Here is a 13,626-nt window from a genome sequence, read left to right as displayed (position 1 = left end):
ATTTCAAGACTATTAATTTCAGGAACAAATCCTGTTTAGTTTAAAAACTTTTACCGTCCCCGCCCGCGGCCCACATTGTCCGCCAGTATTTGTACAAAAAATTATCTCATGCCATTGCCACCGCACACGCGGGGTCAGCTCACGCACGGTTTTTTCTCACCGGCAGGCGCTCTACCAGCAACAGGCTTTCGGCTGCCCGTTCCCTGTTGGCGTCGGCCAGCGCCAGCACACGCCAGCGCCGTGGCGGCAGGCCGCGTACCCGCGCTTCAAGAGCGGCCGCTTCTTCGGCTCCGCCTTCATGCCCGGTGTAGCAGTGCAGGCTGATGCAGCCGCCGGGGGCCAGAGTATCCAGCGCGGCCTCAAGGGCGGGCAGCGACGTAGCGGGCGTGGTAACCAGCCCCTTGTTGCCGCCGGGCTGCCAGCCCAGATTGAAAACAGCGCACACCAACGGCCGTTGCCGGTCTTCCGGCGCAAGCGCCGCCAGCACGTCTGCCAGGCATTCGTGACCTGTGTGCAGCACCCGCGCCGCATGCGCAAAACCGTGAGCCGCGAGCAGATCGCCCGTAGCCGCCACGGCCTGCGCCTGTACATCCATAGCCAGCAGCAGCGCATTGCGGGGCGCTGCGCCAAGCAGAAACAGGCTGTCGTGTCCATTGCCGGCCGTAGCGTCCACCAGCAGGGGGCCGGACGCCGCGCCCACGGTATCCTGCGCGCCTTGCCCGCCATGCGGTACAAAGGATGCGTCGGCAACGCAGGTCGCCAAAGCGCGCTCAAGGGCCGCGTGGGCCAGATGCTCAAGCAATGAAAGCCGCCGCACCGGAGAAGCCGCCGTGCCGGATGCGGCATGGAGGGCATCCGGGCGCTTTCCACCGGGCGCATTTTTCATCTTGCCCACAGTATTCATGCCAGCCGCGCCGCCGGGCAGCCCCTGCGGCAAGCGCCGCACACGGCTACTGCACCGTATCCTTGTCGCTTCCGGTTGAGGCGCTGTGCAGGCTCAAAGTCATCTTTTCGGCCAGTTCACGAGCGCCGGGGCTTTGCCGCCACTCATCAAACAGCTTGCGCCACGCGCCGAACTCCGTAAATCCACGGTCAAGCTGGTCTTCGTGCATCTGCACCCAGGTGTTGAAAAGCTGCATCTGTACCTGGAACGTGGAGCTGTTAAAAATCATGGCCGCGCTGTCGCGGGCGATGAGTTTGCCGTCCACATATGCGACGATGTAATTGCAGATGGCGCGCTGCGACATTTCAAAGGTCACTTCCTTGCCGTTCATCTCGTCGGCCAGCGGCAGAAGGTGCGGGTACAGCTCGGCGATACGCTCCATTCCCTTGACAGGCACGGCCATGAACAACGGCGTTTCGCCTTCGTCCGAAGCGGATTCGGGCTTTTCGCTGATGAAGTAAAAGCGCAACCAGTTCTCAAACATGACCGCTTCAAGCACGCTGGCGACGGCGCTTTGAAATTGGCTTTGTTCTTCAGGCATGAAAACTCCTTCATGTTTTCCGGCACGACCGGCTAAGGGCCGGTCTGCCGCCGTGGAAATTGCCGCTCCGCCGCCCGTGCGGACAGGATGCCGTGAGTGGCTGCGAACGTGCCGTGCTCATGCCGGCGCATAGTGGACGTGCCGTCCCGCAGCCATGCGAAAAATGTCGCAAGAGTGTTTATATGTACTCCCAGGGGGTCGCCGCGTCAATGTGAAACGCTGTGAAGCCGCGCAGAATATCGCTTTGCGGGCAGCCATCAACGCAGGACGCGGCGGACGAAAAAGCGCGTGCCTGCCCGTACAACACAAAGGGTGCGCGGCACAACGGGAGCATGCGCCCTGCAAACCCGGCGGCGACTTCCCCATATGCGGCTGGATACCCGCCTGACGTCCGGCTGGGCATCCGGCAAGACGTCCGGCAGGGCATCCGGCAGGACATGCGGCCTGAAAAAATCACGGCCAACACGCAAGCCAGGCGCGGCTTTTGCCCCGAGCGCTCTGGCGGCCCGGCGGCCCTTATGCTAGACTTGCCCAGGCATCCGCACCCACGGGCGTTTGCGCCCCCATGCAGTGCTGCTTCAGCCGCGCCTGGCTGCGCGTCCGGCACACTCCGGTCCGGCTGCCGACTTACTTCAAGGTTGTACCATGATTGACTACGCTCAAGCGCTTAACAAAGCCCAATACGAAGCCGCCACCAGCGGCGACGGCCCCGTGCTGGTGGTAGCCGGGGCAGGCAGCGGCAAAACCCGCACCATTGTTTACCGCCTGGCCTGGCTGGCGGAAAACGGCGTTTCGCCCGAATCCATGCTGCTGCTTACCTTTACCCGCAAGGCCGCGCAGGAAATGCTGCACCGTGCGGGCCTGCTGCTCGACCACGGCCTTTCCGGCGTGCAGGGGGGAACTTTTCACGCCTTTGCCTTCAGCGTGCTGCGCCGCTGGAAACCCGCGTGGCTGGCCGATCGCCCCTTTACGGTCATGGATGCGGCAGACATTACTTCAGCCGTAAAGCACTGCCGGGACGACCTGAAGCTCGGCAAGGGCGACAAGTCCTTTCCCAAAACACAGACTGTGGTGGGGCTGCTCAGCAAGGCCCGCAACAAGGAACTGCCGCTGGACGAGGTGCTCCGGCGCGACGCCTTTCATCTGCTGCCCCACGCCGAAAGCCTGGGCAGGCTGGGCGAGGCCTACAATACCTACCGGCGCGAAAAAGGCCTCATGGACTATGACGACCTGCTCTTTGAGCTTGAGGCCCTGCTGCGCCAGAACGAAGCTGCGGCCGCCAGCCTGCGGCAGCGCTTCAGCCATATCCTTGTGGACGAATACCAGGACACAAACCTGGTGCAGGCCCGTATTGTGCGGCTGCTGGCCGGCCCGGAAGACGGCCCCCCCGGCAATGTGATGGCCGTGGGCGACGAGGCGCAGTCCATCTACGCCTTTCGCGGGGCCAACGTGCGAAATATTCTGGATTTTCCCAAGCTTTTTCCCGGTGCGCGCGTCATCCGCCTGGAGGAGAACTACCGCTCCACCAAGCCCGTGCTTGAGGTCGCCAACAGCCTGCTGGCCCACGCGGCGGAATCATTCCGCAAAACACTGTTCACCCGCAAGGAAGGGGGCGAGCCGGTCCGGCTGGTAACCCCCCTGAGCGATGCCAGCCAGGCGCGCCTTGTGGTGCGCCGCATTGAAGAGCTGCTGCGCGACCACATGCCTCACGAAATTGCGGTGCTTTTTCGCGCGGGTTTTCATTCGTACAACCTTGAAATGGCGCTCAACCAGGCTGGTATAGGTTTTCGCAAATACGGCGGCCTGCGTTATACCGAAGCGGCCCACGTCAAGGACGTCATGGCCTACGCCCGGCTGCTGCTCAACCCGCTGGACCTGCCCGCTTTTGCCCGCGTGGCCGCCCAGCACAGCGGCATTGGCCCAAAGACGGTAGAAAAACTGTACAACGCCATCCGCAGCGGCGACGCTGCCGCCACTGAAAAGGCCCTGGCTCGCCACACGGGCTTTCTGGAAGACGTGCGCTTCATCAATGACCTGCGCACGCGGCCCATGGCGCCGTCTTCCACCCTGGCCGCCGTACTGGAGCACTACCGCCCGCGCCTGGAAAGCCTGTACCCCGAAGACTGGCCGCGTCGCCAGCAGGGGCTTGAAGAGATCATCCAGATGGCTTCGGGTTACGTTCACCTGGACCTTTTTCTGGCCGACCTGGCGCTGGAGTCGCCCGAAGAGGATGAAAACGACGCCGAAGGCAAGATCACCCTTTCCACCGTGCATTCGGCCAAGGGGCTTGAGTGGAACGCGGTGTGCATCATTGACCTTGTGGAAGACCGCTTTCCCTCGCGCCATGCCATTGCCCGGCCCGAAGACTTTGAAGAAGAACGCCGCCTCATGTACGTGGCCTGCACCCGCGCCCGCCAGTGCCTTGACCTCTATGCACCGGCCTCGCTGTACAACAGGGCCGAGCGCGGCAGCCAGCATGTGAACCAGAGCCCCTTTGTGCGCGAACTGGCCCCGGGCCTGGTGGAAGAATGGGTGGAGGGCTTCGGCGGTGGCATCTCACGCCGCGCTGCCGGAGGATTCGCCTCGCCGGGCGCGTTCCAGCCCCGGCCCGCCGTGCGGCCTCATGGCATGCAGGCCCCGCAGGAACATGCCGCCTATGACGACTGCCAGTTGCCACCGGAACATACTGCAAGCGCCCCTGCCGGGCCTGCCTCGTATGGCGGATATGCCAGGCCCGCAACGCCGCCCCCTGCCGCAACGCCCGTACAGGGCGGCGACGCTCCCGCCCAGGGGCAGCTATGCTACTGCCAGCACCGCATTTTTGGCCGGGGCAAAATCATCAGGCACATCTCGCCCGAAAAGGTGCAGGTGAACTTTCCCGGTTTTGGACTCAAGATCATTCTGAGCGAATACCTGCTCATGGAGAGCTGATATGGTCCCGTCCCCTGTTCCGGGCGGCTCTGCCGCCACCAGTGCGGCCCCACTTTCTGAAGACCGCATCCTGGCCTGCCTGGCGGGATATTTTCCGCAGACGCACCCGTCCCTGCTACTGGGCCGTGGGGATGACTGCGCTGTGCTCAAGGCGGAAAAGCCCCTTTGCGTGAGCAGCGACCTTTTTCTGGAAGACATCCACTTCAGGCGGAGCTACTTCACCCCCGAAGACACGGGCTACAAGGCGCTGGCCGTCAACGTGAGCGACCTTGCGGGCTGCGGCGCCCGCCCCCTGGCCTTTACCCTCTGCCTGGGGCTGCCCGCATGGGTGGATATGGACTGGCTTAACAGGTTTTTCAGCGGCATGGCCGAACTGGCGGGCAAGCACCGCATTGCCCTGGCCGGAGGCGACCTGTCTCGCAGCACAAGCCTGCATATTTCCATCACTGTCTGGGGCGAAGCGGCGGAACCCGGCAGTTTCCTGGCGCGCGGGGGCAGCATGCCGGGCGACATTCTTTTTCTTGTCGGCCCGTTGGGCCTGGCCCGCGTAGGGCTTGCCCAGCTTGAGGAACAGGGGCGCGAAGCCCTGCACCACTGGCCCGCCGCCTGCGCCGCGCACCTGCGCCCTGTTCCCCAGGTGGATGCCGGGCTCATGCTGTCCCGAGCCGGGTACAATGCCCGCCCCCCGGCCCTTATGGACCTTTCGGACGGAATATTGCGCGACCTGCCCCGCCTGCTGGGCCTCAGCGGCGAACTGAGCACCACCTGCCCGGAAAAATGCACGGGCCTTGGAGCCGAGATCGTCCTGCCGCAAGGCCGCCTGCACCCTGAAGTACTGCGCTACGCGGCGGCTGCGGGTAAAAATCCTGTTTACGAAGCTCTGCTCGGCGGCGAGGATTACGCCCTGCTCGGCTCATGCGCGCCCGACATGCTGCCGTCCCTGCATGCGGCCATACCGGGATTGTTCAGTATCGGCGTTGTCACTTCCGGCGGCGGCATTGTGTGCAATAACGAGCCGCTGGAAAAACTCGGCGGCGGCTTTGACCATTTTGATGCCGGACAGGACGCCTGACATGCGCGCCCATATCGGCGTTGTTACCTGGAACCGGCTGGATCTTACCCGCCGGTGCCTCACAAGCCTGCTCGCGCAGACGCCGCCCGGCTACAGCCTTACCGTGGTAGACAACGGCAGCACAGACGGCACGCCCCAGTATCTGAAAGAGCTGGCCGAAGCGCATCCGCACGTGCGCCTGCGCCTGCTCAAACGCAATATGGGCGTGGCCGTGGCCTCCAATCTGGCATGGGACGATGCGGGCGCGGCGGACTGTTTTGTCAAGCTGGATAATGACGTGGAAATTCTTGACCCGCACTGGCTTGAGCGCCTTACGGGCATGCTGGCCGCCGACAGCCGCGTGGGCATGGCGGGCTACCGCCTTTGTCCGTGGCATGAAGGCACGCCCCTGCGGCTGGCTGACAGCACGCCCGCCCTCAGCGTAGCGTGCTGCAACGGGGCCTGCGCCTGCATTTCCCGCGCCGTGCATGAAAAACTGGGTTTCTGGAACGAGGGCTACGGCCGCTACGGCTACGAAGACCTGGAATACAGTTGGCGCGCGCGGCAGGCAGGGTTCCTGCTGGCCTACGCCCTTCAGGAAGACGCAGTGCGTCACCTTGGCGCGGAACCGGAGCAGCGCGACCCCCACATGGAAAACGGCAAGCTTTCCAGCCGCACGGCCGCCCTTTCGGGAACCAAGGCATACCTCATGTACCTGCTGCTGTTTGAAAAGGGCATCATTCCGCTCAAAGTCGGCCGCAAATATCTGCCTGTGGAAGGACCGGACGGAACGGCCTTCAGCCTCAATCCGGAGCACAAAGCCCTGCAGCGCCTGCTTACCCGCCTGGTACAGACTGTCGAAACCAGCCAGACCGGCGATATCTCCTGCCTGGACCTGAGCGCGTGGCAGAAAAAAGGAAGATTGTCATGACCGCATCCAGGCACTGCCCGGACAAGGCCGCTCTTTCTGCTTCAGCCGGGGAGCTGACGCCGTATATGGTAGAAAACCTGCGCTCCGTCTGTCGCGACGCATGGCGACAGGGGCTGCTTTCCGGCTGCAACGGCAACGCCAGCCTGCGCCTGCCCGCGCCCCACGGCGGCACGGTGTGCCTCACGCGGTCCGGCGCGGCCAAGGGACGGCTTACGGCAGAGGACTGCTGTCTTGTCAGCCTTGCCGACGGCGCAACCCTGCACGGCGGCCCGGCTTCCACCGAATCGGGCATGCATCTGGCCGTTTACCGCGCCCTGCCGGACTGCGCCGCCATACTGCACACACACCCTCGCCGCCTGCTGGCCCTGAGCCTGCGCCTTGGCGGCACTATGGAAGATTTTTTGAACCTGCCCCTTTTTGAAGCCGGGGTATGGCGCGCCCGCCTGGGTTTTGCTCCGGCCCTGCCCCCCGGCACGCCAGAACTGGCCCAGGCCGTGGCCGACGCCGCCCGCACCAGCCCCGCCGTATGGATGGCAGGGCATGGCCTGTGCAGCACAGGGGCAAACCTGGCCGAAGCCCTGTGCCTGACCGAAGAGCTGGAGCATCTTGCCGCCATACAGCTTTTGAGCATGCCGTAAAAACGGCATGCCGCCGGGTCAGCCTGACCGGCAGAACACCGCGGCGCGGGCCTGGGCCTCACTCAAGGCACGCAAATGCCTGCGCCACAGCCGCAACACGCGGCTTGCCCCGCCCCGCATTATGCAATGCCGTCATTGCATGTCGCGCAATATGGTTAAATAACTGCCAGTATAGTTAAAATCATCGCTGATATAAAATAACGCCTCACACTTCGTAGCACGTTTTTAAAAAACGTGTTTTTTCGCTTGCCAAAGCCACCCTCCGTGTGTAGCATCTTTTTCAAGTTCGTAACACAATAAAACATCGTGCTGTCCCAGTAATTTCAGCACGGTCACATAGAGATTCCCGAACGGCCATACATGCCCCAACCGTTCCTCACAGGCCTATTGCCCCAGACCTGTGCAGGCGGCATGGCCGTAAACTCCGGAAGGCACGAAACCGCCGGAGTCTACAGGTGGCGGCGTCTTTCACCCACGGCAGACGCCGCCGCCCGAATATCTGTAGAAGCATGCGCTATCAACGCGCCATAAAATACGGTCATGCTGTGGAGCGCACCATGCGCCCAAGGTTGGCAGCACGGCCGGAGACCCGCCCGCAAGGGCGGGTCTTGGTTTTCCCGCGGGCATTATCGCATTCAAGTCGCCCCGACGTTGCCCCCGGCTTCTATCCGCCTGTAAAAAATGCCCGCCCCGGCGACCGGAGCGGGCATTTGACGTTGCGACGCTGTAAAGAGCTTGCGGGGGTAACGTACCATGCGTTGGCTATGCCCATTACCGCCGGAGTGTGTCTTTTTCAGCCGCCGGGAATGTATAAAGCCAAAGGGAGCACTTTAAACAGCCACGGGCTTAACGCATTTTACCTTTGAAAAAGCTTATATGCGGTAGTGCTGCTCTTTCGTGAAGCACGCCGTAGCACGGCGTGCATTCTGCCAAAAATTGCATTTCGGGCAGAATGACAACCTTGAAATGCGCGGCATCTCAAAGTTGTCCTGCTCTAGGCAGGTGAGCACTCCACATCAGCCATCACATACACATCCTCGCCCACAATAAGGGCAGGAATGCTGGAGCCAAGGTTAAAGTCGCCCCGCTTTATGCTGCCCCACACCTTGAAGGCACGGGTGGGCACATTATTCATCGGGTTGGTCACCACTTCGCTGGCCTGGATGCTGAACGTCACCTCTTTTGTAACGCCGTGGATGGTTAGCGCGCCGCGGATTTTGCCTTCGCCCTTGCTCTCCATGTGCACATGGCTGCTGGCAAAGGTGATTTCGGGATATGTTTCGTATTCAAAAAAATCAGCACTACGCAGGTGTTCGTCCCGCGCGGGTACGTCCGTATCAATGCTGGCTACACGGGCGGCCATGTTGAACGTTGCATCGGACAGATCGTCCTTGCCTATCTGGGCCGAAGCCGTAAATTCAGCAAATTTGCCGGCGACATCGGTAATCGTAATATGTCTGACAACAAAACCAAGGCGGGAATGGTCGGGATCACTCTTCCATGTGGTCATGGTTTTCTCCTTGTTTTATGTGGCCCGGCATCCGGCAGAATGCCGCTGCGCCCATGCATGCGGGGCAGACCGGGCATTGTTGCAGCTCCGTTTTGGAGCGGCATTGAAAAGTATTGCGGCAGGCATGGGGGCAGAACCACAGGCCGCGCCGTAGTGACGGCGGGAAAACACGTAATCTGGAACCACTGCGGAGCCGCAGCAAGGACACAGCCAATAGACGGGCGGATACCTGCCTTCGGCAGCCGGCAGTACCGGCCCGACAGACCTGAACCGGCGGCCACCGACCTGTTGTTGCCAGACCGGAGGCAAGTTCATTGCAATACGGCTGACGGTCCAACCACCCTTTATGTATGATGTTTTACCTTTGATAATATATATTTTCAAAGATAAAACACGCCCGCTTCGGCGCTCGACAGCACAAATATATTGCGCTTGCGCCTCCACGGCGGGCGTCTGCTCGCGCAACCGCCAGAGCATTCTCAAAGTGCAGATACTCTAAAAGCCGCGCCTAAAAGACCCCGGGCAGACCGTTATCGCGCAGGGCGGCGTCACAGGAGCCGATATGGTAGCAGGTATGGCTGGCAAGCATGGCCACGGCCGCCCCGTAGGTGACGTCTCTCCCGATTGCCTGGCTCAGCACCACATGCACCCGGACGAGATCGTCATCCGAAAGCCCGTCCAGCCAGGCATCCACACATATCCGCACAGCCTCTGCGTAATCACGCATGGCATCCTTGCCGACAGCGCAGGCTCCCTGCATTTTGAGCATAAGCGTGGCCTGGTCGCAGGGCGCGGGCAGGGGGGCTTCCTTTTCGCCCAGCGTAAAAAAATTCAGCACGGCAATGGTGTGGGCCACCTGCTGCCACACAGGCCAGCCGCCGCGTGTTTCATTCCAGATATTTTCGGGGCAGACATCCATAAACTGGGTGAGCAGGCTCCAGGAGTGGCGATAAGGGGCCTGAACGGCATTGATGATATCACGGGACATGAGAGTCTCCTTACGTTTGCGGTGGAGATGCCCCGGCGCGCCGGTCCGATACGACGGCATGGCCGCCGGGCGCTCCGGTCAGCGCCAGTATAGCAAAGCCCCTGTCTTGTGCAAAGGGCGCGCAGCAGAAGCCCGGCGGCCAAGTTGATCCGGCCCGCTCAATTTTAGCCTGATATTGCAGGGCATTTCGTGCATTGCTTCAGGCTGTGCAAAAAATGCGGCCACCAACAGCATACTTTTTCGCCCGGCGGATACACGCAAAAAAACGAGACGCGCCCTCGGCCGACAAGGCCGGGGCGCGTCTCTTGAGGACAGGCTGCGCGCCTTGCGGCGGCAAAATATTACTCGAAGCGGCTGGCCCCGGTAATGAGCACCATATCCACAGGCACGTTTTCATGCATGCCCATGCTCTTGGTTTTGACCTTGGCAATTTTTTCAACCACTTCCATGCCTTCGGTCACGCGGCCGAAAGCGCAGTAGCCCCAACCGTCAAGGGTGGGCGCGCTGTGGTTGAGAAAATCATTGTCCACCAGGTTGATAAAGAACTGGGCGGTGGCGCTGTGCGGGTCGCGCGTGCGGGCCATGGCGATGGTGCCGCGCTCGTTTTTCACGCCGTTATCGGCCTCGTTGGCAACAGGCTCACGGGTGGCCTTTTCATCCATGCGCGCGCCGAGGCCGCCGCCCTGGATCATGAAGCCGGGGATAACGCGGTGGAAAATGGTATTGTTGTAAAAACCATCATCCACATACTGCAGAAAGTTGGCAACGGTTTTCGGGGCCTTGTCGGGGAAAAGTTCCAGCAAAATGTCGCCGGATGTGGTTTCCAGCAAAACCATGGGATTATCAGCCATGACAGCTCCTTGCTACTTGTGGTGGCGGCGCGCTCCGGCAAAGGCCAAAATGCGCCCGACCCGGAATATAGGCCATGCCCCGGCAGATGACAATGCCCACCGCCGGGTATAGACTGCCCGCATGCCCAAAAAAGCCATAAAATCCCTCGCGGAACCAAAAACAGGCAAAAAATCCCGCACCGTTCCCAACCCGCTGCCCGGCCTGGAGGCGGCCGCCGTGGCGCAGGACGGTGCGCCCCGCCCGCCGCGGCATCTTCCACCGGAAAATCATATGCCCGCCCTGCAAAATGCCCTGCTGGACTGGTTTGCCGTGCACCAGCGCGCCCTGCCCTGGCGGAACAGCTATACGCCGTATGAAGTCTGGATTTCAGAGGTCATGCTGCAACAGACACAGATGGAGCGCGGGGTAAGCTATTTTATACGCTGGATGGAGCGCTTCCCCGACATTGCAGCGCTGGCGGCCGCCCATGAGGAAGACGTGTTGCGCATGTGGGAAGGGCTCGGCTACTACTCGCGCGCGCGGCACATCCTTGCGGCAGCCCGCAAAATCATGGCTGAGCACAACGGGGCATTCCCCCGCGATCCTGCGGCCATCCGCACCCTGCCCGGCGTCGGCCCCTATACGGCCGGGGCCATTGCCAGCATTGCTTTTGAAGAAAAGCTGCCCTGCGTTGATGCCAATGTGGAGCGTGTTGTTTCACGCATTTTTGATGTGGACAGCCCGGTCAAGCAGGAGCCTGCCGCGAGCGTCATCCACCAGTGGGCGCTCAGGCTTGTTCCCGAAGGCAAGGCCCGCGCCCACAATCAGGCCATGATGGAGCTTGGGGCGCTTGTATGCCGTAAAAAACCGCGCTGCGCGTCCTGTCCGCTGGAGGCATTCTGCATAAGCCGCCACCTGGGCATTGAAGACCAGCGGCCGGTTCCGGGCAAGCGGGCCACGGTTATTCCTGTCAACGCCGTCACCGGCGTGCTGCGGCGGGGGAAAAAGGTTTTTGTGCAAAAGCGCCCGACTTCGGGCGTGTGGGGCAATTTGTGGGAATTTCCCGGCGGCCGTGTGGAAGAGGGCGAAAGCCCGGAACAGGCCGTTGTGCGTGAGTTTATGGAAGAAACTGGCTTTACCGTAAGCGTGGCCGCCCGGCACGGCATCATCCGCCACGGCTACACCACCTACCGGCTCACCCTGCACTGCTTCGGCCTTGATCTGGCCGCGCACGGTAAAGACTGCACGCCGGCCCCGCCAGTGCTCACCGCCGCCACGCAATACCGCTGGGCAAGCCCGCAGGAGCTGGAAGAGCTGGCGATGCCCGCAGCCCACCGCAAACTGGCGGACAGCCTTTTCAGCCAGCCCCGGCAAACGGAGGGCGCAGCCATGCCCCCGCGCCAGGGCCGCCTCACGGACGGGCCGGACACAGACTGACCGGACCGCCCGCAAGAGACTGGCGATAAAAATTCAGATCATTCCTGCAAACGCGCCGTCAGGTCGGCCAGCCGCTCAATAAGGGCCACAAGCCTGTCCGTTTCCTGACGGGCCTCGGCCATTGACCGGGTAGTGCCTGCCATGACGTTGTTGACCTCATCAATGGAACGGTTGATCTGCTCACTGGCCACGGACTGCTGCTCGCTGGCTGCCGCAATGGCGCTGATCTGGCCCACGGTATCTTCCACCGTGCCTACAATGGCGTTGAGCGCCTGGCCTGACTTACCGGCATAGGCCGTGGCCTGTTCCACCTGGGCCACCGCATTGTCCATTGAGGTCATGCTCTTGGCGGTGCTCTGCTGGATGGACCCGATGGCGCTGCCCACATCGCTGGTGGACGTCATGGTTTTTTCGGCCAGCTTGCGCACCTCGTCGGCCACCACGGCAAAGCCGCGTCCGGCGTCACCGGCGCGGGCAGCCTCAATGGCGGCATTAAGGGCCAGCAGGTTGGTCTGGTCAGCTATGTCGGAAATGACGTTCATGATCTCGGTGATGTCTCTGGCATGACGATCCAGAAGGGCCATGTCGCTCTTGAGCGCCATAGAAACTTCATGAACCTCGTCGATGCTCTGCGTCACGTTGCTCACTACCTGCGCGCCTTCATGAGCCTTGTCGCGGGTCTGGGCAGAGGCGGCGGAGGCGTCGGCCGCATTATGGGCCACCTCGCGCACGGTAGCGGTCATCTGGTTCATGGCCGTGGCGGCTTCGGTCAGCAGCCGCGCCGCGCGGGCGGCATCTTTGTCGGAACGGCCTATGCCCGCCACAAGCCCTTCGGAAATGGCGGCAAGCTCCTGCACTGCACCGTCAAGCTCCTGCGCCGCAGCGCGCATGTGCTCGTTCTTGTCCTTGATCATCTGCTCGGCTTCCTTGAGGGCAGTCATGTCCACATAAAGACACAGGCCGCCAAGGCAGTTTTTCTGCTTGTCATATACGGGAAAAACGTTAGCCAGCACATCTATGCGTCTGCCCTTGTGGCCTGCGATGGTTACCGACAGGTTATGGAAATACTGGCCCGTGCGTATGCTTTTGCCCACTGCCGTATCACGGCTGGCGTCATTATAAAAAAGATCGGCCAGGGTTTTGCCCAGACAGTCTTTTACCGGTCCGTCGATTTCAAGCATGTCCAGACAGGCCTGATTGGTACTGGTGGCACGCTCGTTTTCGTCCACCAGCAGATAGGGCAAAGGCATGCCCGTGAGAATCCCGTGCAGCACACCGTCCGTATGCCGCAGGCTGGCCGCAATATCGTGTGCCGCCGCATAAATTTCCTGCAGGTCGCCGGGGACCGCCTGCGGTGAACAGCATGCGGCCATATGGCCCTTGCCCTCTGCGCCGCCGCGCAGACATTGAGCCAGCGCCGGAATGGCCCTGCCGTAGGCCTGCCCCACCCCAAGGCCCAGAACAAGCAGAACCACCAGCCCCCCGGCTGCCGCGCCCCATCCCGCGCCCGCCGGCATGCCCCCCAACAGCACCGCAGCCCAGGCAAGGCCTGTTGCCACGGCCAGAGCAATACAGCCCAGAACCCAGATTTTTCTTTGCAGCGACATGGCTCCTCCTTAAAACTACAGAGCATTTTAACTTTGAGAATCATAGTATGTACTCAAAGTTTTCCGGCGCTTGCTACGGCGCTTAACAACACGAATAAACAGTGCTTACACCTTTGTGGCGGGCAGATGCCCGCACAGCCGCCAGAACAGCTTCAAGATGAAATTGCCCTGATCTCCGCACGGGGCATACAACATGCGCGGCTTCGCATACGCGACAC

The 13,626-nt window shown here is 61.7% G+C and carries 11 protein-coding genes; 5 read left to right on the top strand and 6 right to left on the bottom strand.

Annotation, left to right across the window (positions count from 1 at the left end; genetic code table 11):
* Positions 1–139 precede the first annotated feature (139 nt).
* Together QZ377_RS00645 and QZ377_RS00640 are read right to left on the bottom strand one after the other, a co-directional pair.
* Positions 140–904: a class I SAM-dependent methyltransferase gene (locus tag QZ377_RS00645; protein ID WP_291438604.1), complete on the bottom strand. Its 765-nt coding sequence runs from the start codon at positions 902–904 to the stop codon at positions 140–142.
* A gap of 46 nt (positions 905–950) precedes the next feature.
* Positions 951–1,484 (bottom strand): hypothetical protein, encoded by a 534-nt coding sequence (locus tag QZ377_RS00640; protein ID WP_291438602.1) that lies wholly within the window; start codon positions 1,482–1,484, stop codon positions 951–953.
* A 645-nt stretch (positions 1,485–2,129) separates the two neighbouring features.
* On the opposite strand from QZ377_RS00640, the gene QZ377_RS00635 reads away from it, so the two are divergent.
* The 4 genes from QZ377_RS00635 to QZ377_RS00620 are packed head-to-tail and all read left to right on the top strand — an operon-like array spanning position 2,130 to position 7,035.
* Complete coding sequence (locus tag QZ377_RS00635) at positions 2,130–4,415, top strand: ATP-dependent helicase (protein ID WP_291438600.1); 2,286 nt, start codon at positions 2,130–2,132, stop codon at positions 4,413–4,415.
* Position 4,416: 1 nt separating this feature from the next.
* Entirely contained in the window at positions 4,417–5,487 is a 1,071-nt protein-coding gene (gene thiL, locus QZ377_RS00630) for a thiamine-phosphate kinase (RefSeq protein ID WP_291438599.1), read from the top strand.
* Position 5,488: 1 nt separating this feature from the next.
* Entirely contained in the window at positions 5,489–6,397 is a 909-nt protein-coding gene (locus QZ377_RS00625; RefSeq protein ID WP_291438598.1) for a glycosyltransferase family 2 protein, read from the top strand.
* Positions 6,394–7,035 carry a class II aldolase/adducin family protein gene (locus QZ377_RS00620; RefSeq protein ID WP_291438596.1) on the top strand — a complete coding sequence of 214 codons (642 nt, stop codon included), beginning with the start codon at positions 6,394–6,396 and terminating at the stop codon, positions 7,033–7,035. The genes QZ377_RS00625 and QZ377_RS00620 overlap by 4 nt, the downstream gene beginning before the upstream one ends.
* Positions 7,036–8,029: 994 nt before the next feature.
* On the opposite strand, the gene QZ377_RS00615 is transcribed toward QZ377_RS00620, so the two are convergent.
* The 3 genes from QZ377_RS00615 to QZ377_RS00605 all read right to left on the bottom strand — a co-directional run bounded on the left by QZ377_RS00615 (position 8,030) and on the right by QZ377_RS00605 (position 10,384).
* Positions 8,030–8,545 (bottom strand): YceI family protein, encoded by a 516-nt coding sequence (locus QZ377_RS00615; RefSeq protein ID WP_291438595.1) that lies wholly within the window; start codon positions 8,543–8,545, stop codon positions 8,030–8,032.
* 508 nt (positions 8,546–9,053) lie between these two features.
* Positions 9,054–9,533 carry a DinB family protein gene (locus tag QZ377_RS00610; protein WP_291438593.1) on the bottom strand — a complete coding sequence of 160 codons (480 nt, stop codon included), beginning with the start codon at positions 9,531–9,533 and terminating at the stop codon, positions 9,054–9,056.
* A 341-nt stretch (positions 9,534–9,874) separates the two neighbouring features.
* Complete coding sequence (locus tag QZ377_RS00605; RefSeq protein ID WP_291438592.1) at positions 9,875–10,384, bottom strand: peptidylprolyl isomerase; 510 nt, start codon at positions 10,382–10,384, stop codon at positions 9,875–9,877.
* Positions 10,385–10,655: 271 nt separating this feature from the next.
* Between QZ377_RS00605 and mutY the strand changes: the two genes are divergently transcribed.
* Positions 10,656–11,801 carry an A/G-specific adenine glycosylase gene (mutY, locus tag QZ377_RS00600; protein WP_291438591.1) on the top strand — a complete coding sequence of 382 codons (1,146 nt, stop codon included), beginning with the start codon at positions 10,656–10,658 and terminating at the stop codon, positions 11,799–11,801.
* A gap of 38 nt (positions 11,802–11,839) precedes the next feature.
* Here mutY and QZ377_RS00595 read toward each other — a convergent pair whose 3' ends face one another.
* The gene (locus tag QZ377_RS00595; protein WP_291438590.1) at positions 11,840–13,408 is read right to left on the bottom strand and encodes a methyl-accepting chemotaxis protein; all 1,569 of its coding nucleotides are present in this window, start codon (positions 13,406–13,408) and stop codon (positions 11,840–11,842) included.
* Positions 13,409–13,626: the final 218 nt, after the last annotated feature.

Origin of the sequence: Desulfovibrio sp., assembly GCF_019424165.1 — a bacterium.
Lineage (GTDB): Bacteria > Desulfobacterota > Desulfovibrionia > Desulfovibrionales > Desulfovibrionaceae > Desulfovibrio.
The sequence above is the reverse complement of the archived record's forward strand: the minus strand, read 5'-3'. Positions and strand labels throughout refer to the sequence as shown.

Excerpts from the sequence above, each read along its gene's own strand:
- QZ377_RS00595 (WP_291438590.1), bottom strand. The coding sequence starts at position 13,408 with ATGTCGCTGCAAAGAAAAATCTGGGTTCTGGGCTGTATTGCTCTGGCC.
- QZ377_RS00605 (WP_291438592.1), bottom strand. The coding sequence starts at position 10,384 with ATGGCTGATAATCCCATGGTTTTGCTGGAAACCACATCCGGCGACATT.
- QZ377_RS00615 (WP_291438595.1), bottom strand. The coding sequence starts at position 8,545 with ATGACCACATGGAAGAGTGATCCCGACCATTCCCGCCTTGGTTTTGTT.
- QZ377_RS00620 (WP_291438596.1), top strand. The coding sequence starts at position 6,394 with ATGACCGCATCCAGGCACTGCCCGGACAAGGCCGCTCTTTCTGCTTCA.
- QZ377_RS00645 (WP_291438604.1), bottom strand. The coding sequence starts at position 904 with ATGAATACTGTGGGCAAGATGAAAAATGCGCCCGGTGGAAAGCGCCCG.
- QZ377_RS00610 (WP_291438593.1), bottom strand. The coding sequence starts at position 9,533 with ATGTCCCGTGATATCATCAATGCCGTTCAGGCCCCTTATCGCCACTCC.
- QZ377_RS00635 (WP_291438600.1), top strand. The coding sequence starts at position 2,130 with ATGATTGACTACGCTCAAGCGCTTAACAAAGCCCAATACGAAGCCGCC.
- QZ377_RS00640 (WP_291438602.1), bottom strand. The coding sequence starts at position 1,484 with ATGCCTGAAGAACAAAGCCAATTTCAAAGCGCCGTCGCCAGCGTGCTT.
- thiL (WP_291438599.1), top strand. The coding sequence starts at position 4,417 with ATGGTCCCGTCCCCTGTTCCGGGCGGCTCTGCCGCCACCAGTGCGGCC.
- QZ377_RS00625 (WP_291438598.1), top strand. The coding sequence starts at position 5,489 with ATGCGCGCCCATATCGGCGTTGTTACCTGGAACCGGCTGGATCTTACC.
- mutY (WP_291438591.1), top strand. The coding sequence starts at position 10,656 with ATGCCCGCCCTGCAAAATGCCCTGCTGGACTGGTTTGCCGTGCACCAG.